The organism is Phycisphaerales bacterium AB-hyl4 (genome assembly GCA_041821185.1).
Lineage (GTDB): Bacteria > Planctomycetota > Phycisphaerae > Phycisphaerales > Phycisphaeraceae > Natronomicrosphaera > Natronomicrosphaera hydrolytica.
In genome coordinates this window covers 54,167-73,309 of record JBGUBD010000002.1, presented here as the reverse complement: position 1 = coordinate 73,309, position 19,143 = coordinate 54,167, and the positions used below count along the sequence as shown (strand labels likewise).

Annotated in this window: 17 protein-coding genes; 8 read left to right on the top strand and 9 right to left on the bottom strand. The window is 64.0% G+C overall.

What is annotated here, in order from left to right; all coding sequences use genetic code 11:
- The first annotated feature begins 61 nt into the window (after window positions 1-61).
- The 6 genes from infB (at window position 62) to ACERK3_02750 (ending at window position 8,911) form a co-directional block, all read left to right on the top strand.
- A complete protein-coding gene (gene infB / locus ACERK3_02775) occupies window positions 62-2,971 on the top strand; it encodes a translation initiation factor IF-2 (GenBank protein MFA9477212.1) in 2,910 nt (969 codons plus the stop codon).
- Window positions 2,972-3,028: 57 nt separating this feature from the next.
- On the top strand, window positions 3,029-3,319 hold the full coding sequence (locus ACERK3_02770; GenBank protein MFA9477211.1) for a DUF503 domain-containing protein: 291 nt from the start codon (window positions 3,029-3,031) through the stop codon (window positions 3,317-3,319).
- A 96-nt stretch (window positions 3,320-3,415) separates the two neighbouring features.
- On the top strand, window positions 3,416-3,844 hold the full coding sequence (gene rbfA, locus ACERK3_02765) for a 30S ribosome-binding factor RbfA (GenBank protein ID MFA9477210.1): 429 nt from the start codon (window positions 3,416-3,418) through the stop codon (window positions 3,842-3,844).
- Entirely contained in the window at window positions 3,841-4,563 is a 723-nt protein-coding gene (locus tag ACERK3_02760; GenBank protein MFA9477209.1) for a hypothetical protein, read from the top strand. The genes rbfA and ACERK3_02760 overlap by 4 nt, the downstream gene beginning before the upstream one ends.
- 221 nt (window positions 4,564-4,784) lie before the next feature.
- Window positions 4,785-5,714, top strand: a complete 930-nt coding sequence (gene hisG / locus ACERK3_02755; protein MFA9477208.1) for an ATP phosphoribosyltransferase — start codon at window positions 4,785-4,787, stop codon at window positions 5,712-5,714.
- A gap of 104 nt (window positions 5,715-5,818) precedes the next feature.
- Window positions 5,819-8,911: a tetratricopeptide repeat protein gene (locus ACERK3_02750; protein MFA9477207.1), complete on the top strand. Its 3,093-nt coding sequence runs from the start codon at window positions 5,819-5,821 to the stop codon at window positions 8,909-8,911.
- Between the two features lie 155 nt (window positions 8,912-9,066).
- Here ACERK3_02750 and ACERK3_02745 read toward each other — a convergent pair whose 3' ends face one another.
- The 3 genes from ACERK3_02745 to sucD form a co-directional block, all read right to left on the bottom strand.
- Entirely contained in the window at window positions 9,067-10,521 is a 1,455-nt protein-coding gene (locus ACERK3_02745; protein MFA9477206.1) for a sodium/glutamate symporter, read from the bottom strand.
- Window positions 10,522-10,626: 105 nt separating this feature from the next.
- Entirely contained in the window at window positions 10,627-11,628 is a 1,002-nt protein-coding gene (locus tag ACERK3_02740; GenBank protein MFA9477205.1) for an acyl-ACP desaturase, read from the bottom strand.
- A 269-nt stretch (window positions 11,629-11,897) separates the two neighbouring features.
- On the bottom strand, window positions 11,898-12,824 hold the full coding sequence (sucD, locus tag ACERK3_02735) for a succinate--CoA ligase subunit alpha (protein MFA9477204.1): 927 nt from the start codon (window positions 12,822-12,824) through the stop codon (window positions 11,898-11,900).
- 154 nt (window positions 12,825-12,978) lie between these two features.
- Between sucD and ACERK3_02730 the strand changes: the two genes are divergently transcribed.
- Window positions 12,979-13,458 (top strand): cupin domain-containing protein, encoded by a 480-nt coding sequence (locus ACERK3_02730; protein MFA9477203.1) that lies wholly within the window; start codon window positions 12,979-12,981, stop codon window positions 13,456-13,458.
- Window positions 13,459-13,502: 44 nt separating this feature from the next.
- On the opposite strand, the gene ACERK3_02725 is transcribed toward ACERK3_02730, so the two are convergent.
- From ACERK3_02725 to cobA, 6 genes are all read right to left on the bottom strand, one after another.
- Window positions 13,503-14,591, bottom strand: coding sequence for a transporter substrate-binding domain-containing protein (locus tag ACERK3_02725; GenBank protein MFA9477202.1), 1,089 nt, complete (start codon window positions 14,589-14,591; stop codon window positions 13,503-13,505).
- A 75-nt stretch (window positions 14,592-14,666) separates the two neighbouring features.
- Window positions 14,667-15,008, bottom strand: a complete 342-nt coding sequence (locus ACERK3_02720) for a hypothetical protein (protein MFA9477201.1) — start codon at window positions 15,006-15,008, stop codon at window positions 14,667-14,669.
- A gap of 49 nt (window positions 15,009-15,057) precedes the next feature.
- Window positions 15,058-15,423 (bottom strand): preQ(1) synthase, encoded by a 366-nt coding sequence (queF, locus tag ACERK3_02715; GenBank protein ID MFA9477200.1) that lies wholly within the window; start codon window positions 15,421-15,423, stop codon window positions 15,058-15,060.
- 34 nt (window positions 15,424-15,457) lie between these two features.
- Window positions 15,458-16,402 carry a hypothetical protein gene (locus ACERK3_02710; protein ID MFA9477199.1) on the bottom strand — a complete coding sequence of 315 codons (945 nt, stop codon included), beginning with the start codon at window positions 16,400-16,402 and terminating at the stop codon, window positions 15,458-15,460.
- Window positions 16,403-16,442: 40 nt separating this feature from the next.
- Complete coding sequence (locus ACERK3_02705) at window positions 16,443-17,009, bottom strand: isochorismatase family protein (protein MFA9477198.1); 567 nt, start codon at window positions 17,007-17,009, stop codon at window positions 16,443-16,445.
- A gap of 44 nt (window positions 17,010-17,053) precedes the next feature.
- Window positions 17,054-18,616, bottom strand: a complete 1,563-nt coding sequence (cobA, locus tag ACERK3_02700; GenBank protein ID MFA9477197.1) for a uroporphyrinogen-III C-methyltransferase — start codon at window positions 18,614-18,616, stop codon at window positions 17,054-17,056.
- Window positions 18,617-18,740: 124 nt separating this feature from the next.
- On the opposite strand from cobA, the gene ACERK3_02695 reads away from it, so the two are divergent.
- Entirely contained in the window at window positions 18,741-19,121 is a 381-nt protein-coding gene (locus ACERK3_02695) for a PilZ domain-containing protein (protein ID MFA9477196.1), read from the top strand.
- The last annotated feature ends 22 nt before the right edge of the window (window positions 19,122-19,143 follow it).

The following is a 19,143-nucleotide window of genomic DNA, read 5'->3' as shown; positions in this document are numbered from 1 at the left end:
GTAAGTGAGATGGATTCGATGCAACGGCCGGCTTGAACGCCGGGTGCAAGAGGAGCTTGTTTTGGCAAAGGCCAAACGTGTATTTGAGCTGGCAAAGGAACTCAGCGTCTCGAGCAAGGCAATTGTCGAGAAGTGCAAGGCTGAGGGTGTGCCAGGCATTACGAACCACATGTCGACGGTGAAGCTGGGCCTGGCCCAGACGATCCGCGAGTGGTTCGGCGAGGCCGAGAGCGGCACAGCCATTGAGACCGCCGAGAAGGTGGACCTCAAGAAGGCCCGCAAGCCGGCACGCCGACGCCGCGCTGACGCGGACGGTGGCGATCAGGCCGAACCCAGCGACACGGCGACAGCGACCGTGGACCGCCCTGCCCAAACCGATGGTGACGTCGACGAGCAGACGGACGCCGCGGCCGCCGCTGTGCCGCAGCCCAACGATCAGCCGTCTGCCCCGGCCGCCGCCGCGCCAACGCAGGAAGCCCCCGCTGCGCCCGTGGAAGAGCACGCGCCGCAGCAGCCCGCAGCCCCGGCCGAGCCTTCGGCTGAGCAAGAGCCGCCGGCCGTGGCCGCGGAACAGTCTCAACCCGAAGCACCGGATGCCCCCGCCGCCCCGGAAGCGCCGCAAGCGCCCGTTGCTGGCGACGAGACGCCGGCGGCGGCCCCGCCACCAGGTGTGGCAGCACTGGGTCGGCCGAACGTGCCGGATCGTCCGAAGATCATCGCGCCGGCGGGCCAGCAGTTGCAGAAGCCGAAGCAGGCGACGCTCAAGGGCCCGAACGTTGTGCGAATCGAAAAGCCCGAGCCTGTGCGTCGGCCGCGTCAGCGTCGCGGCCCCGGCGCTCCGGGCGGCCCCGGTGGTCCGGAAGGCGGCGGCGGCGAATTCACCCCGGCCGGCGCGGTGGAAGGCATCACGCGCTCGCGTGGGCCGACGCGCGGCGGTGGCGTGAAAGGCGGCGGCGGTGGTGAGCCGGACGCCGGCCAGCAGCGTGGGAAGCGTCGTCAGCAGCGCAACGTCCGGCGCGGCCGCAGCGCGGACGCTCTGCCGACAGGTCCGACGAAGTTCAGTCAGGCGGACATGGAAGAACTCGACGCTCGCCTGAAAGGTGCGCCGGGCTTCCTCAAGCAGCGCCGGCGCGACATGCGCAAGCGTGAGCAGGGCCACATCGCCCCGCGTCTGGCTGAAACCGGCGGCAAGGTGGAGATCGCCGAGCCGATCACGATCAAGAGCCTGTCGTCCGCGACCGGCATCAAGACGGCCGACATCATCAAGTACCTGTTCAAGCAGGGCGTGATGGCGACGATCAACTCCGCCATCGATACCGAAGCGGCGATGGAGGTCGCGTTGGAGTACGACATCGAGCTGGAGGTCCGCGAGCAGCAGACCGCCATTGACAAGCTCAAGGAAGCGTTCGACAAGCGCGAGCGGATCGACGTTCGCCCCCGGCCGCCGGTGGCGACCGTGCTCGGCCACGTCGACCACGGCAAGACGTCGCTGCTGGACCGAATCCGCAAGGAAGACGTCGCGGCCCACGAGGCTGGCGGCATCACGCAGCACATCGGTGCGTACCGCGTGACGATCGAAGGTAGCGAAGGCGCGGAGAAGACGGTGGTCTTCCTCGACACGCCTGGCCACGAAGCGTTCACCTCAATGCGTGCCCGTGGTGCGAATATGACCGACCTGGTCGTGCTCGTGGTCGCGGCGGACGACGGTGTGATGCCGCAGACGATCGAGTCGATCAACCACGCGAAGGCGGCCGGCGTGCCGATCATCGTCGCGCTGAACAAGATTGACGTCCCCCAGGCGACGTCAGACAACATCCAGAAGATCTACGGCCAGCTCGCCGAGCATGGTCTGAACCCCGTCGAATGGGGTGGTGAAACCGAAGTCATCAAGACCTCTGCCGAGAAGGGCACGGGTGTGACCGACCTGCTGGAGGTTCTCGACTATCAGGCCGAGCTGTTGGAGCTGACTGCCGACTTTGGCGGCCCCGCGGCCGGCCGAGTGATTGAAGCGGAGATGCAGCCGGGCCGTGGTTCGGTGGCGCGTGTGCTGGTGCAGTCGGGTCAGATCAAGGTGGGCGACTTCATCGTGATCGGCCGAGCGTACGGGCGTGTGCGTGATATGACCGACGACCACGGCCGACAGGTGCTGGAGGCGGGGCCTGCGACGCCGTTGGAAATTTCAGGTATCGACGACCTGCCCGACGCAGGCGACGGGTTCTACATCACGACGACGCTGCAGGCGGCCGAGCAGGCTGCAAGCCAGTTCCGTGAAGTTGAACGCCATCAGCAGTTGGCGAGCAAGACGAAGGTCACGCTGGACAACTTCGCCGACCAGCTCAAGGCAGGCAAGACGCGCGAGCTGCGTGTGGTGCTCAAGGCCGACGTGCAGGGCTCGGCAGACGTGCTTCGCGAAAGCCTGGAGAAGCTGGGCAACAACGAAGTGACGGTACGCGTGATTCACTCGGCGGTGGGCGGCATCACCGAGAGCGACGTGCTGCTGGCTGATGCATCGGAGGCGATCGTCATCGGCTTCCACGTGATCGCCACGCCGACGGTGCGCGAGATCGCCGAGGAACGCGAAGTGGACATTCGCCTGCACCGCGTGATTTACGACGTGACCGAAGAAGTGACGAAGGCGCTCGAAGGCATGCTTGAGCCGGAGCGTAAGGAAGAGGCGGTCGGCTCGGCAGAAGTGCGTGAAGTGTTCCGCATCTCGAAGGTCGGCGCGATTGCCGGCTGCGTGGTGGCCGAGGGTTCGATCCAGAAGTCGGCCAAGGCCCGCATCATCCGCGACGGCATCGTCGTCACGGACGAACGCAACCTCGAAAGCCTCCGTCGCGTAAAGGACGACGTCCGCGAAGTACGTGCGGGCACGGAATGCGGCATCAAGCTCGCCGGCTTCGACGATGTGAAAATCGGCGATACGATCCAGTGCTACAACGTTATCGAAATCAAGCGGAAGCTTGTTTAAAGATCAACGCCCCCAAACAGGGCAGTGCGGCTTAAGCTGCACTGCCCCGAAAAACCCATGGTCATCGGCGTATTGCAGATTGAGTTGAGCATCGAAGGCGCCGCGTCGCTGAAGGATAAGCGGCGGGTGGTGCTCAGCCTCAAAGACCGCCTGCATCGCGAGCACCAGGTTTCCGTGGCGGAAATCGACATGCAGGACGTCCACCGCACGGCCGTGCTGGGCATCGCCCTGGTCTCAACCAGCGTGCCCCATTGCCAGAGCATGCTCGACCGCGTGCTGGACAAGGTCCGCTTCGGCCGAGACTACGTGCTCAGCGATCACCAGTTGGAGATCCTCAGCGGACAGTGAGTCAGTTTTTAGTTTCGAGTTCCGAGTTTCTAGTTGGGCGTTGAGAAGCCGACTAGACGAACTCGAAACTCGAAACATGGAACTCGAAACGAAACCATGAGTCATCGCATTGCACAAATTGAGTCGACGCTGAAGCGCGTGATCGCGGACGTGCTGCATCGGCGGATTTCCGATCCGCGGATCGAGGGCATGATCAGCATCACCCGCGTGAAGGTCAGTCCCGACCTGCACAATGCGTTCGTGTACGTCTCCGTGCTGCCGGAGGCGAAGCAGAAGACGACGCTGGCTGGCTTGCGGCATGCTTCTCGGCATATTCACAGTTTTGTGAAGAAGGGTGTTGCGCTGCGAGCCGTGCCGCATTTGGATTTTCGGCTGGATGAGTCGATCAAGAAGCAAGCCGGCATCTATGATGCGATTCGCCGAGCCGCGGAACGCACGGGCGACATCGACGATCAGCCCGGCGAATCCGAAACTGAAACTGACACCAATCCCTCACCTTCGCCATCGAACGAGGAACGTCTGTGAAAAACGATACCCCTGAAGGCAAGAAGCTCATCGCCCTGCTCAAGCGTCTGCACAGCGAGTACGAGGTGGAAACACCGCCGACGCGCGACCCCGTACTGGAACTGGTGTACTCGTTCCTGTTATGGGAAGCCACGCAGGAAGAGGCGGACGCGGCGCTCGAGCGCATGATGGAAGCGGTCGTGGATGTGAACGATCTGCGCGTGAGCCTGGAGGGTGAAGTCGTGGAGATGGTGGGTGCGTCGTATCCGCTCGTCAATGAGCGTGTGGCGCGATTGCGGGAAGCGATGTACGAGGTGTACGTGCGCGAGCATTCGATGGAGATGCGCAGCGTGGCGAGCGCTGCGAAGAAGGATCAGCGTGTTTACCTGGATTCGCTGCCGGGGATGGTGCCCTACGTGGCGGGGCGGGTGATGCTGTTGAGCTTCGGCGGACACGCGATGCCGGTGGACCGCAAGCTGGTGGTGATGCTCGGTGATGAGGAAGTGCTTGAGCACGACACGCCGACGGACCAGGCGGAGAGTTGGCTTCAGCGCCATATCAAGGCGGATGAGGCGACGGAGGCGCATATGCTGTTCCAGGCTTGGGCGGACGACCACGACGTGCCAGCGGAAGTGTTCGCGCCGGCGGTGTCGGTGGAGCAGGCTGCCCACGAAGCGCCGACCAGCCCGCTGCCGAAGAAGGGGACGGCGACTGCGGGGCGACGGTCGAAGAAGAAGTGAGCTTTTCCTCCAGGGGACCCAGGGATCGCCATCCCTGGGCTTTGTGGGGTGGGGTAGTTGTGGTGAGGGGTAGTTTGTGTGGATCGTGTGAGTGGGCGATCTGCGACCGCGGGCGGGCGGGAGTGGTTACAATCTGAGAATCGAACAAGAGCAAACACGAGGCTTCGGGCCGATCGCGAATGTCCGCGATGCGCCCCTGGCCGAAGACACTGCGATGCATCATGACCCAGCTTCAACGTCCACAATCCGACACCGCCTCCGCTTCCGCTGACGGGAGCCGCCCCCTGCTGCGTATTGGCATTCCCAAGGGCAGTCTGCAGGATGCGACGGTCGATCTGTTCGACCGCGCGGGCTACAACATCAATATTTCGTCGCGGTCTTATTTTCCGGAGATCGACGACCCGCAGCTCTCAGCCGTGATGTTCCGCGCACAGGAGATGAGCCGATACGTCGAAGACGGCGTGATCGACCTGGGCATTACGGGACAGGACTGGATCATCGAGAACGAGTCGGACGTGCACGAGGTCTGCGAGCTGAGCTACTCCAAGGCAACCGCCAAGCCGGTGCGTTGGGTGCTCGCCGTGCCGGAGGAGTCGGACTATCACAAGCCGGAGGATCTGGCCGGGGGCATTATCGCGACCGAGTTGATCAACACGACCAGGCGGTACTTTGAGCAGCAGCAGATCGCGGTGAAGAAGGTTGAGTTTTCATGGGGCGCGACTGAGGTCAAAGCCCGGCTGGTGGACGCGATCGTGGATGTGACTGAGACAGGCTCATCGCTGCGGGCGAACAAGCTGCGCGTCATTGATGAGTTGCTGACCTCGACCACACGGCTGATCGCGAATAAACAGGCATGGGCGGACCCGGCGCGTCGTCAGAAGATCGAAGACCTGGCGGTGCTGCTGCAAGGTGCGATCGCTGCGCGATCGAAGGTGGGTCTGAAGCTGAACGTGCCGCGGGCAAGCCTGGAGGCGGTGCTGGCGATACTGCCCGCCGAGCAGTCGCCGACGATCAACGACCTGGCCGACGGTGCCTGGGTGGCGATCGAGGTGGTGGTGGACGAGCGGGTGGAGCGTGAGCTCGTGCCATCGCTGCGTCGGGCGGGTGCGACAGCGATTTTCAGCTATCCACTGAACAAAGTAGTGCCTTAACGCCGTACGAAGAGCAGCGGCGTTCGGGAGAAGCGGACGGGGCGCGGAGGTACTGGAATATGCGTGTGTGCGGCGGGCCGATTCGACTGTGCGGTGCGTTTCGCTTGCAAGGCCGGCTTGCCGTTCGCACACCTGGTTCCCTCTGGCTCACGGTCGGACTGCTGCTGGCTGTGGCGATGTCGGCCTGCCAGTCGCCGTCGGGCGACGAGCGTGCCCAACGCGATCCGACGCGATTGGTGGCATCCGACGAGGTGGCTGTGCCGCCACGCCTGGAGCAGCGGCAACTCAAGCCACTGACCGGCGAAGCGATGAAGCGAGCGCAGCTGTCGCTGGAAGACGTGCTTGCGGAGCTGCGCGAGCCGGACTACCTCACGCGGGCACGCGAAGCCCATGCTGAACGGGCCGACGACGAGCAGCCGAGCGAGCCGCCGGTGGCGGTGCAACGGGCCTACATGAAGGCTCGGCAGGCTTGGCGGGAAAACAACTATCACGAAGCGATCCGCGAGTTGGAGGCGGCCCTGCGTCGGTCGCCGGGCCAACCTCACCTGCTGCGCCTGCAAGCGAGGGCGTATGGCTCGATCGGCAATCGGCTACGGTCGGCGATGCACCTCCGCCAGGCGCTGGAGGCGGACCCGGACGACTTGGACAGCCTGTTCGTGCTGGGGCGGATGACAATCGAGCAAGGTGAGCCTGAGGACGCGGTGGTGCTGTTCGCGCGGGCGCTCGCGGTTGCGGACGCGGGCGACGGCTGGCCGGGCGGCGGTCCGTCGCTGGCGGTGTTGCACTACCTCCTCGCGGCGGCGCTGTTGGACGCCGGCTACCCAGCGGCGGCGATCGAGCAGCACAGGCAATACCTCAAACTGACCGACGAGGGCGACCTTACCCGCGAGCAGACATCTGAACTGGACATGCAAGACCGTCAGCAGGGCTCGACCTGGCTGGCCGTGGGCGATGCGCACCACCGGTTGGACGACCCGGCAGCGGCGCTGAAGGCATACGAGCAGGCGGCGCGGCGCGGGCTCGCCGACGAAGCCGTGCTGATTCATCGACTTATCTACACATACCTCCGGCTGGGCGAAGCGGAACCGGCTACACAGTTGACGATTGAACGCGTCCGTGCTGCGGGCGGCGACGAGCCGAGCCTCGACCTGGTGGCTTACCTCACCGAGCAAGGCATTTCCGCGAGCGCGTTGACAGATGAGCTTACGCAGCTTTATGAGGCAGAGGGCGAGTCGCCGGCGATGGCGCTGGCTGTGGCGGAGTTGATGCCGCGCGAGCAGGCGATGTCGCTGCTGACGCGGCACCTGACCCGCCACCCGGCCGACGAACGCGTGTTCGAACGTCTGCTGAACGACTGGCTGCTGCCTGAGGGCGCCGCCGAGGCCGAGCCTGAAGCGATTCACGCAGCGGTGAAGATGACGGCGAAGGCGATGAACTACGCCCAGACGTTCAGCCACGCGGAAGTGTTGGCGTCGCGTCTGTTCAACGCGGCAGGTGACACCGGCGTGCTGCTCGATGCATGGGCCGACATGCCCGCCGATCAGCGCGACGAGCCGACGGTGCTCGTGCTGGAAGGGATGGCGTTGGGCATCGCAGGCCGGGCGCGTGAAGCCGAAGCCGCGTTCGAGCAAGCCATGACGGGCGACGATGAGTTGATGCTCGCCCGGCTACAACTGGCGAAGCTGATGATCAGCCGTGAGCAGTTTGATCGCGCGTCGCGTTTGCTCGAGCCGCTGGAAGACAGCACGGACAACGTGCCCGTGCTACTTCGGGTGCGTGTGCTGGCCGAGACGGACCGGGCCGACGAAGCATTGACGCTGCTGGAGCAGGTGATGCGTGATCAGCGTCGCCCGCCGACGGATCTTGTGTTGCAGAAGGCGCAGTTGCAGGTGATGGCCGACGACGGGCGGGCGGCGGAGCGGACGCTGCTCGATGCGTTGAACGTTCGGCCGGAGGAAGAGCGGATCTACGTCGCGTTGTTCGACCTGTATTCGCCGGGCTCGCCGTCGGCGGAACAGATCGGCGACTGGCAGCGACAGTGGACGCGGCTGGTGCGTCGACTGCTGGGCACGATCCCCGAAAGCCGCATCGGCCGGCTCGTGCGATCGCAACTGCTCGACGCGCAGGGGCAGCGCGGCGAAGCCGAGTCGCTGCTGAAGCAACTGCTCGACGAAGACCCGCGCGATCACGAAGCGTTACAACAATTGCTCGAAGTGTACGTTCGCAGCGATCGGCGAGACGAAGCCCGTGCACTGGTCGAAGCCAGGCTCGAAGCGCATCCGGACGACGTCGGCCTGCTGAGCGTGGCGCATCGCTTTTACCAACAGATCGGCGATCGCGATCGCGTACTGGAAGTCGTCGAGCAGTTGCTCGCGCTGGAGCCGGCGGACGAGGCGCGGGCCCGTAACCTCGCGTCGCTGTATATGCAGACCGATCGGCCGGAGCGTGCACTGGCGGTGATCGAAGAAGCTCTGGCGGCCGAGCATCGTTTGGACGACCCGATGCCGCTGGTTCGCGTGCTCTGGCGGGCAGCGTTGCAGGCCGAGGATGCCGAGGCCGCCGACCGTCGACTCACCGAGTTGGCGGAACAACTGCCGGAGCATCACACGGATCTGACCTATGAGCGAGCCATGCTCGCGGATCAGCTGGATGACAAGCAGGCAAGCGAAGCGATGCTGCTGGAAGTGCTCGAACACGACCCGGACCACGCGCGAGCCAACAACGCGCTCGGCTACACATGGACCGTGCAGAACCGCGACCTCGAACGGGCCAAGGCGATGATCCAGCGGGCGGTGGACGCCGAGCCGGACAACGCCGCGTACCTCGATTCGCTGGGCTGGGTCTACTACAAGATGGGTCGATTCGAGGAAGCCGTGGTCTGGCTACGCCGTTCACGTGCAGCGGACTTCGGCGATTACCCGGTGATCGTCGACCACCTCGGCGATGCGCTCTATCGGCTCGGCCGACCGGACGACGCGGTCCGCTACTGGCGCGAAGCACAATCGCTGCTGGAACAGGAAGACTACAGCGTCTACGAAGACCCGGAACTGGAAGAACTGCCCGACCGCCTCTCAGCCAAGATCGACGCGGTGGAGGCCGACCGAGAGCCGGCCGTCGCAAAGCTGCCGGAAGAAGAACAAGCCAACGACGAGAACGCTGGCGAGAGTGACGACAACGGTGACAGTGACAACGAATAGGCGCATGCGATCCGCCTGGCTGTCGCTAAAGCAGTCCAAATGTGGCAACCGACAATAAGCTTCATGTTTAGCCCCCCGGCCGCGCGGGGGCGCTTCCGGGGGGCCGCCGTAGGCGGCGGGGCTAAACGCGACATTTGAGTTGAACCCGCTCTACCTCATCGCTCGGCTTCACCCTTGAACAGCCACAGCCCGCCGACGAGGAACCCAAGCGTCACCACCGTTACCACGATGAGCATCGGTCCCGCGCCGAACTGCGCCAGCAGCGGCACGCTCGCGGCGGTGAACAACCCGCCGCCGACCAACGGCTCGAACAACACCTGCTTGTAGCCGAACCGCTCGCTCGCCCGGGCCTTGTCCTGCGGGTCCGCCAACCGGATCAGCAGCAGCCCCAGCGCCGCCATGCCGATCGACTGCCCGAAGTCGCCCGCCCCGCGTGCGAACCAGTGTTTGGGAATCATCCGCGGAGCGAGCACGAGAAAGCCCACCACGTTCCACGTAATGCCCGCCACCGCCAGCACCAGCAACGGCCCCCAATGCGCCCCCAGCGCAGCCAGCGACAGCGTCGCCAGCGCCGAAACGATGATCATGTCCAGCGACGCGCCGGAGATGCGGTTGACCAGTCGGCGGTCGACGTGATCGTCATACCCGATCCATTCGAGCACCACCTGCAAAATCATCGCACCGATCATCGCCAGCGGAAACAGCGGCAGGTAACGGAACAGATCGAGATCCCACCACGACGCCCACGCCACGCTCTCGACCCACAACAGCGCCTGCTGCAAAACCCAACCGATCCCCACTGCCAAACCCAGCAGCGCCACATGCACCGACAGCGGGTCGACCGGCTTGTCCTCGCCTTCGCTTTTGCCTTCGGCCCCCGGTACCTCGGGCTCGGGAATGCTCCGCTCCACGTCTTCCTTCTCATCGAAGTCCGCGAGTTTCTCCTGCTCCACATCGCCCGGCTCATCGGCTGGCGACAGGTCCACACGCCCGGTCCGCGCCGCCCAGTTCACAAGCACCGTCCCGATGATCACGCCGGCCAGAATGCCGATCGTCGCCAGCCCCAGGCCCAGGTCCGTGCCTTCCGGGAAGCCAAGCTCTTCAAACGCGCCCTGCATGCCCGCGACCGTGCCGTGCCCCCCGACCAAACTCATCTCCAGCAGCGCCCCCGCCAACGGGCTCGTGCCCCAGATCGGGTAAAGCACGAACATCGCCAGCGAGATGCCGATGACATACTGCCCCCACGCGAGCGTGTGGCCGAACATCACCTGCGGCCCCGATCGCTGCCACATCAGCCCCAGCGAGGGAATCGGCTTGCCGATGAACATCGCCGCGAACACCACGCTGATCAGCAGACCGGGCAACTCGCCCCATACCGCTCGCACGTTTTCGGGGAACAGCCCGTCCGCGAACCACCCCTCATCGCCTGTCATCGCGCCGAGTACCTGCGGCCCGAGCAACATGCCGATCGCCCCCGCAATCAGCGACACGGGCATGAAAAGTTTCCGCAGCCCCGGCACCCAGACGCGCACGATCTTGCCAGCGAGGATGAGAAACCCAAGCAGCAGAAACGCGAGCGCCACGTCGCCGAACAGTTCGGCTATGTCCATGAAACAACCCCCTCGTCAATACCCGATGATCATCGTATGCAGTAAGCAACGAGTCCAGCAACTTCAACATTCACGTCGGCCGTGTCGTCTATCGCAAGACGAGCATCATGCCTCACGGTCATAAATCCAACTGAACTGTACACGCGGCTCCTGGTCGATCCGCGCCGCCACGTCCTCCGCCACCGACTCAACCCGTTCGGCATGCTTGCAGAGAAATTCCTGAGCCCGCGCCGCTTTACCCGTCAACGCACGGTCGGCAATGTTCCATGTATCAACAAGGTGGCGAACGATACTGGCGTAATCGCGAACCGTGTAAACGCCAAGCCGTTGCGCGACCACCGCAAAGTGGTCAAACAAGTCAGGGTCTTTGCCGTCGTACATCAGTCGGCCGGGCATGGCGATGACCCGTCGCAACATGCTGCCCGCCGTGATGGTCCCGTTCTCCGGATCGCGGGCCATGACCGCATCCATCATGCGCGTATAAAACGCTTCGTGCCGAGCCTCGTCGCCCGCGATCCGTCGGCAGATATTGCCCAACGCCACATTGCCCTCGGCGGCGGCGAGCTTGCCGACGTTGTTATGCGATATTTTCGTCGCGCGTTCCTGGAAAGCCGTGTAAACAAGACCCGCGTAAAGGTCCTCTTGTGTACGCGGATTGAAGCCACTGTTCAGCAGGTGGTGCACAGTCCGTTCCACCGCTTTCATCTCCACTCGGCCGGTGAGACGGAGGAAGGCGTTCAACAGGTCGCCGTGCCGGTTCTCCTCCGCAGTCCACCCACGCAGCCAACGTGCCCACGGAGCGCTGCTCGTGCCCTCGTAGTCCTGTGCGATGCTGTTCAGTGCGACCGAGTAGCTCGGCAGCGCCTCTTCGGTGACCATGTCGCCGATGAGCACGACAAGCACTTCGTCCGACAGCCCCTTGGCTGGCTCGCGAAACGCTGAGAGTTGTTCATACCAGTCCGGGGCGGTGAGGTCTGGCAGGTAGTCAGTCGGCTGCCATGATTTGTCGGGTGGGATCAATAGAGACAAACTGTCTCGAACGTCCGTCGCCTCCAAGTCTTTTAATACTTCGCGCTGCAATTCGACAAGATCTGTTTTCTTACTCATGAAAGGCCAATACGTATACCGTCTGGAGCCGACCAGACATTCCCCACGCAAGCGGTTTCGCGTGAGACCAGCGACCTGGCAAACTGAAACGTCAGCTTCCCTGAAGTCACGGTGGTTCAATTATAGGGCAGGGCGATCGACAGAGTCGAGTTGATCCACCTCGACGTTCGCCAAGGCATGCAACAGCCACGCGGTAGCAGTGGACGGCAGCATCCACACCACCCGCGTGAGCGTGTGTTTTATGCAACAGATGTGTCAAATCGGCGTAGTCAGATGCCCAGCGCCTCGGCCATCGTGCGCCCAAGGTCGGCGGGCGACTCCGCGATGTGACAGCCGGCCTTCCGCAGGGCCTCGATCTTCGTATCCGCGCCGCCTTCGCCACCGGAGATGATCGCGCCGGCGTGGCCCATCCGTCGGCCGGGCGGGGCCGTGCGACCCGCGATGAACGCCGTCACCGGCTTGGTCACGTGGCGGGCGATGAAGTCGCCGGCCGCCTCTTCGTCCGTACCGCCGATCTCGCCGATCATCACAATGCCGTCCGTTTCCGGGTCGGCGTTGAACTGCACGAGACAGTCAATGAAGTCCATGCCACGCACCGGGTCGCCGCCGATGCCCACGCACGTTGTCTGTCCGATCCCTAGGCTCGACGTCTGCCACACGGCTTCATAGGTGAGCGTGCCCGATCGGCTGATAATGCCCACGCTTCGCTTCGCTTCCGCGTCGTGCGGCGGCTTGTGAATGTAGCCGGGCATGATGCCGATCTTGCAGCCCGTGCCCGCCACACCGTTGTCGCCCGGCGTGATCACACCCGGACAGTTCGGCCCGATCAGCCGAACCTTGCGATACTTCGGCAGACTCAGCGTCTGCTTCACCTTCATCATGTCCAGCACGGGGATGCCCTCGGTGATCGCGACGATGAGCGTGATGCCCGCGTCCGCGGCTTCGAGGATCGCGTCACCCGCAAACGGCGGCGGCACGAAGATCATCGAAGCGTTGGCGCCCGTCGCGTCCACCGCCTCACTGACCGTATTGAAGATCGGCAGGCCGTTGGGGTCTTTCTGACCGCCCTTGCCCGGCGTGACACCGCCGACCATCTGTGTGCCGTAGTCGAGGCAGCCCTTGGTGTGGAAAGAACCTGCCGAGCCGGTGATGCCCTGGCAGATCACGCGCGTGTCTTTGTCGATGAGGATGCTCATGGTGCATGAAGGATAGCGACCAATCGCGAGGCGTACAAAGTGACACGGCGGGGATTTTCCCACGACAGGGTGGTCGATATAATTTCGCATCGTCGCAGCCGCGTCTGCGAGGCGCGGCAACGCAGCCCGCACTCCCCTCCGCGAGGGACCGATCATGGCCGTGCCCCCCACCACCACACCGTACCGCATCCCTGACGACTCCACCGCCTCCCACATTGCCCAGCCACCGGCCCCGCCAGACCCGGCGGACCATATGCTCAACCTTCCCGCCGGCGATATCGCATGGGAACTGTTTCAGCCCGATACGCCCGAGCAGTCGCCCGCGGTTAAAATCGTCCACGTCGACCCGAACACCGGTGCCACCCGCCTGTTCATCCGCTGCCCCCGCGGCATGCACGTACCGCCCCACTGGCATACCGGCAACGAAACGCACACCGTCGTACAGGGTACGTTCATTGTCGAAGAGCCCGACGGCAAACGCGTTGCGCTCGGCCCGGGCAGTTTCAACTACATCCCTGCGCGTATGGTGCACCAGGCCTGGTGCGGCGATGGCGAAGATGTGGTGCTGTTCATCACCACCGACAAGCCGTGGGACCTGGTCTGGATCAGCGAACCCGAAGCCCCTTCCGCATAACGCCCCACCAGGGCAATGCAGCTTAAGCTGCATTGCCCTGATCTTCATTCCTCCCCCAGGTACCGATACCGCCGATCCGCCCACCACGTCGAGCCCAACGTCTCCAGCAGCAGGACGTTTAACGGCTGGCGGATCTCGCTGCCAAGCTGTAGCCCGATGCCGTAATACTGCCGTGCGAACGTGCTCGGCAGCACGTGGGCCTCCTCCTTCGCCGTCTCCAGCACGATGTATTGCAGGATCGGCTGGTCGTAAACCACGGCGTCCACCCGGCCGGCCGTGAGCGACTCGATCGCCTCCTCTGCCGTCGCGTACCCACGATAGGCGATCCGTCGATCGTCCAGGTACAGCGCGCTCGTCGAGTCCGCCACCGTCGCCACCCGCACGCGCGGCAGATCCTCCGGCCCCTGCACCACCGACTCCATACGGCTGACCGTCAAGGCCGACGCGATCGCCGCCGTGAACGTCGAAATCAGCACCAGGCTCGCAAACATCCAGACCAGCGCCACCAGCTTGCCCCCCACCGTGGCTGGCGCTTTATCGCCGTAGCCGACCGTGGTCATCGTCACTGCCGACCACCAGAAGCCGTCGCCCAGCCCCGCAGCGCCATCGCGGAATTGCTCAGCGTTACGCTTCCGCTCAAACAGCCATGCCAACGCACCCACCCCCATCAACACCAGCGCCAACAACGCCACCAAGCCAATCAACTCCAGCGACAGCAACGCAAGCAAGCCCCGCATCAGCCCGCGATGCTCCGAACGCGCTGCGATGCCCAGCCCGGTCGTGAAAAACGGATGTGAAAAATCAACCACCGCCTCCCGCTCGGCCGTCACCGTCACCGCCGCCGCGACCGCGTCCAGCGAGCCGTCCGTCAGCCCTTCAAGCAGGCCGACCAACTCACGGGACTCGTATCGGTAACGCAATCCCTGTGCGTCGGCGATGCGTTCCCACAACTCGATCGCCAACCCATGCCATTGCCCGTTGCCATCCTGCATCGCAAACGGCGGCACCTCACGCGTCCCCACCACCAACTCGCCCGACGTGCTCGGCCCCGGCGTCACCTGCTCTGCCGGCGCCGCCACCCCACTCAACAGCACGCAAAGCATCGCTGCCAAAATCCGCGCATGCTTGAACATGAGCCGTCTCCCTGCCCCGGTCAATCAACATGATTCACCGATGATACAGGGATCACCCCGATGCACCGAATCGGCTCACACCAGCCTCGGCCCGAATCGAAACCACAGCCCGATGCACGTCCCCGCCAACGCCACCCCCACCACAAACGCCACCCAGAAATTCCACCCCAACCGATCCGCAAACGCCAGCGGCACGAAGAAAGGCAACCCCAATGGCACGAGCACCAGCGTCTCGCGTGACAGCCGGGCGATCGTCGTCACATCGCGATACGCCGCCCATGTAAAGATGAAAGCAATAATGCTGACGATCGGCAGCGTAAGAATCAACGCCCCCACCCGCGGCAACCGCCCCGCCAGTTCCACCACCGTCGTCACAACCAGCCCCGCAATGACCGCCCGCAAGATGATCATCCACATGATGCACCTCCTGCCGGATCGTAGGAGGCGCCGCGCGACACGACGAACACTATCGCTCGTGATCCGGCACATCACCGATATCGACGCGAATCGTCGACCGAATCCCCCCACGCCCCTTCCAGTCCGTGTACACGATCAACCAGCGCGGCTGCATCGCTTCCGCGAGGTCATCCGCGATGCGGTTCGTCACCGCCTCGTAAAAAATGCCCTCGTTGCGGAACGCCTGCAAGTACAGCTTCAGGCTCTTGAGTTCGACGCACTTTTTGTCCGGCACGAAGCGGACCGTCACCGTACCGAAGTCGGGGTGGCCGGTCTTCGGGCAGACGCTGGTGAACTCTTCCGCAGAGTGCTCAATGACATAGTCGTGCTGCGGGGCCGGGTTCTCGAAACACTCAAGCAGGTTGGGGTCAGGCATGCGGGAAATGATAGCTTGCTCAGGAAACGATTGCCTACTGGTGGGGTGCAGACATCTGTAATCGCGATTGTTTGAGGTCGATGGTGATCCCTTTTGGTAACTGGCCGACGTGAAAGACTTCGCCCCCCTGCCAGACTCTGGACGCGTTGCGTCCGATGAAGATCATCATCGGCAGCGTGATCAGCCAGAAAAAGCCGAGGACGAAGGGCCTGCTGCGGTTGTTTTCGATGATGTGCGTTCGGGTCGTTACCTGAAAATGCGAAGCTTGTCGGGGCTGCAAGGCGACGGCGGGATCCTGCAATACTGCCTTGAGATACTGTTGCAGTTCCTGCATCTCCGCCTCAATATCTGGCTCGGGTTTCGTGAGCGATGCTATTTGGAAGAGGCGAGCAACTGCTACCTCGACCGACACCGGACCGACGTCTTCAACCACTTCGTCCCGATGATGAATGCGCCACTCGTGCCCTTGAAGCTCCAATGCCACGCCATCACCCGTAAACGTCCTGATGTAAATTTCCAAGCCGCGCGGCGGCTCGAGGACGGTTGCAGGATCGACCCATGAATGGGCAGTAATCAGCCTAGGGAAAGTCATAAAGTGGATGGACTCGTATGCCTGGCTGGATGGAACCTCCCATACCTCGTCAATGCGAAACCAATAGTCCTGCGGAACCAGAATGGTCGGCATCCCGTACCACACGGGCACCAAAATGACGACGGCAAGCCCTGTCGCCAGCCACCGTCGTCTTCGACCTTCGCTGGGTGGAAGACGAATGCTTTGCGGCTGATCCACCGCGGAACCACACTCAGGACAGGCTAGTACGGACAGGCTGCGCAGGCTGCAGCCACATTCGTCACACCACGGCCCCTCAGCCTCGGCCACTTCGATCACGTGGGGCACGACGCGGCGACGTGACGCAACCGCCATCGCTATCGCCAAAACAAGAAGGACACCTACATACAGAAATATGGTCGCAAACATGGCCTTCCAGTGCCTCCAAAGCCATCGTGGCGACCCAATACTACCGCATCGGCTGGTTTTTTACGATCGGAAGCACGGCCTTGAACCGCTCGCCGCCGGCCTCACCAACCATCTCCAGCACGGCTGACTCGACCGTCGTCGGCAACACACCCGCCTGCGCCATCCGCTGCAACGCGACGTCCCGATCAATCGGCTGCCGCGAGCTGACCGCGTCCACCACCACGGCCGACACGTAACCCGCCTTCGCCAAATCCAGACATGTCTGCAACACGCACACATGCGCCTCGATGCCCGCCACCAGCACCGTGCGAATGTTCCGCCGTCGCAGCTCGTCACGCACCGGGTCGATGCAACTGCTGAAGCGCGTCTTCTCATGATTGCACACCGCCGTGCTCGCTCGCTCCGCCAACTCGGGCACGGTCGCACCAAGTCCCTTGGGGTATTGCTCGGTGATCAACGTCGGCAACCCCAACGCCGCCGCCGCGTCCATCAATCGCCCCACCTGCGCAACGAGATACTCCGGCTCATGCATCACCGGCACGAGCCGCTCCTGCACATCAACGATCAACACCGCTGTCTCTTCAAGCCTGATACGTGCAATCGCCACAAGATACCTTTCAAATCCACGGACTCACTATAAGGCAGTACAGCTTAAGCTGTACTGCCCCCATCGCTCCCACGTTCAATCACCTCAACCAACCCCTCAACATTCGACACCGCCGCCTCGACATCAACCGCAAGCCCCGCCTCGCGCATCGCCTCGCTCGTGATCGGCCCGATCGACGCAAGCCTTACATCGCTCAGCAACGTCCGCTCATCACCAAGCATCTCAACCAGATTGCGCACCGTCGACGCGCTGGTAAACGTCACCCAATCCACCGCCCCCTCGCGCAGCGCCTCCACCACCGCCGTCGGCAGCGCCGCTGCCAGCTGCGTCTGGTACGCCACCACTTCCGTCACCACCGCCCCCGCTTCGCCAAGCAGCTTCGGCAGCGTCGGCCGCGCGATGTCCGCCCGCAACAGCAAACACCGCTTGCCCGCCATCTCATGCTCCGCGATCAGCTCACCCGCCAACGACTCGGCCACATACCGCGTCGGCACAAGGTCGGCCTTCACCCCCACGCGCTCGCGCAGCGCCGCCGCCGTCGTGTCGCCGATCGCCGCCACGCGTACGCCCGCGAGCTGCCGTGCATCCAGCCCCATCGCATCCAGCCGATCCGCCAGCGCCGCCACACCATTCACACTCGTCAACACCAGCCAGTCATACTGCCGTACATCGCGCACCGCCGCATCCACTTCGCTCCAATCCGCAGGCGGCACGAGCTCGATCGTCGGCGATTCGAGCACGTTCGCCCCCAGCGCCGCCAACTGCTCGCCCAGCTTCGACGCCTGCTGTCGCGTGCGCGTCACCAGCACCGTCTTGCCGAACATCGGCCGGGCTGTGAAATAGTCCAGCCCCGGCTCGTCCAACCCCGCCACCGCCCCCACCACAATAATCGCCGGCGAACCAACCCCCTCGCGCTTCACCGCCTCGGCCAACGTGGTCACCGTCGCCCGCACCGACCGCTGCCGTGGCGTCATACCCCACTGCACCGCCGCCGCCGGCGTCGCACCGTCCAGCCCCCCTGCCGTGAGCGCCTCGGCGATCAACGGCAGCCGACCCACGCCCATGTAAAAACACACCGTGCCCCCCGCCGCGATCAGCTTCGCCAGCGCCGCATAGTCCACCGCCGTGCCAGGCTTCGTCGGATCTTCATGCCCCGTCACGAACGTCACACTGCTCGCGTGCTCGCGATGCGTCACCGGTATGCCCGCCGCCATCGGCGCTGCGATGCCCGACGTAACGCCCGGCACGACCTCACAGGAAATGCCCTGCTTCGCCAGGTAGATCAGCTCTTCCGCCCCTCGGCCGAACAGGTACGGGTCGCCGCCCTTCAGCCGAACGACATACCGCCCCGCCGCAGCGCGGTCGCGCAGCAGTTCGTGAATCTCATCCTGCGTCAGTTTGTGCTTCCGCGCACGCTTGCCGGCGTCGATGCGCTCCGCCGCTGCCGGTGCCTCGGCCAGCAGTGCCGGATTCGCCAGCGCGTCGTACACCACCACCTCCGCCCGCCGCAGCCGATCCAGCCCCGCCGCGGTGATTAGCTCCGCGTCGCCCGGCCCCGCTCCGACAAGACTGACCTGAACGTGAAATTTTGTCGTTTTATTGCTCAACCTGGTAAACCCTGCCGGTCATAAGGCCGATGCCTGATATCGGGAACGCGAGGCCAATGCCGATGATGCCGAACAGGTCGGCGTCAACAAACCGCCACGCGACGCACCTTGAGGGGGCTAGGCCATGACCAACCATTCAACCGCCACACGGCACGAATCACTCCACCTAGCCCACGACACCAACACGTCGTTGCCGCTGGAACGCCGACGATACAGTCGGCAGACTGTCGAGCAACGCGTCACCGCCGCCGTCACCAGCCTCGGCGATGACAGCGACACCGATCTGCGCATCTGCTCGCTGCTGCTGACCGATCTCTCGCCTGCCGGCGCCGGCGCGATGGTACAGGAACCGCTGCCGATCGGCGCACAAATCACCGTCTTCTGCCCGCCCCATGGCGCTGAGCCCGGCTTCGACCTCCAAGGCACGATCGTCCGCTGCCAACGCCAGTCCGACGGCAAGGCCTACAGCCTCGGCATCCAGGTCCTCGCCCGCATGGCCGCCTGACCCCCAAATAAAGCCCACGGAT

What these genes read in the sequence shown, in the direction of transcription:
- ACERK3_02770 (MFA9477211.1), top strand. Translation starts at nt 3,029, where the DNA reads ATGGTCATCGGCGTATTGCAGATTGAGTTGAGCATCGAAGGCGCCGCG.
- rbfA (MFA9477210.1), top strand. Translation starts at nt 3,416, where the DNA reads ATGAGTCATCGCATTGCACAAATTGAGTCGACGCTGAAGCGCGTGATC.
- hisG (MFA9477208.1), top strand. Translation starts at nt 4,785, where the DNA reads ATGACCCAGCTTCAACGTCCACAATCCGACACCGCCTCCGCTTCCGCT.
- ACERK3_02745 (MFA9477206.1), bottom strand. Translation starts at nt 10,521, where the DNA reads ATGGACATAGCCGAACTGTTCGGCGACGTGGCGCTCGCGTTTCTGCTG.
- ACERK3_02740 (MFA9477205.1), bottom strand. Translation starts at nt 11,628, where the DNA reads ATGAGTAAGAAAACAGATCTTGTCGAATTGCAGCGCGAAGTATTAAAA.
- sucD (MFA9477204.1), bottom strand. Translation starts at nt 12,824, where the DNA reads ATGAGCATCCTCATCGACAAAGACACGCGCGTGATCTGCCAGGGCATC.
- ACERK3_02730 (MFA9477203.1), top strand. Translation starts at nt 12,979, where the DNA reads ATGGCCGTGCCCCCCACCACCACACCGTACCGCATCCCTGACGACTCC.
- ACERK3_02725 (MFA9477202.1), bottom strand. Translation starts at nt 14,591, where the DNA reads ATGTTCAAGCATGCGCGGATTTTGGCAGCGATGCTTTGCGTGCTGTTG.
- ACERK3_02720 (MFA9477201.1), bottom strand. Translation starts at nt 15,008, where the DNA reads ATGTGGATGATCATCTTGCGGGCGGTCATTGCGGGGCTGGTTGTGACG.
- queF (MFA9477200.1), bottom strand. Translation starts at nt 15,423, where the DNA reads ATGCCTGACCCCAACCTGCTTGAGTGTTTCGAGAACCCGGCCCCGCAG.
- ACERK3_02710 (MFA9477199.1), bottom strand. Translation starts at nt 16,402, where the DNA reads ATGTTTGCGACCATATTTCTGTATGTAGGTGTCCTTCTTGTTTTGGCG.
- ACERK3_02695 (MFA9477196.1), top strand. Translation starts at nt 18,741, where the DNA reads ATGACCAACCATTCAACCGCCACACGGCACGAATCACTCCACCTAGCC.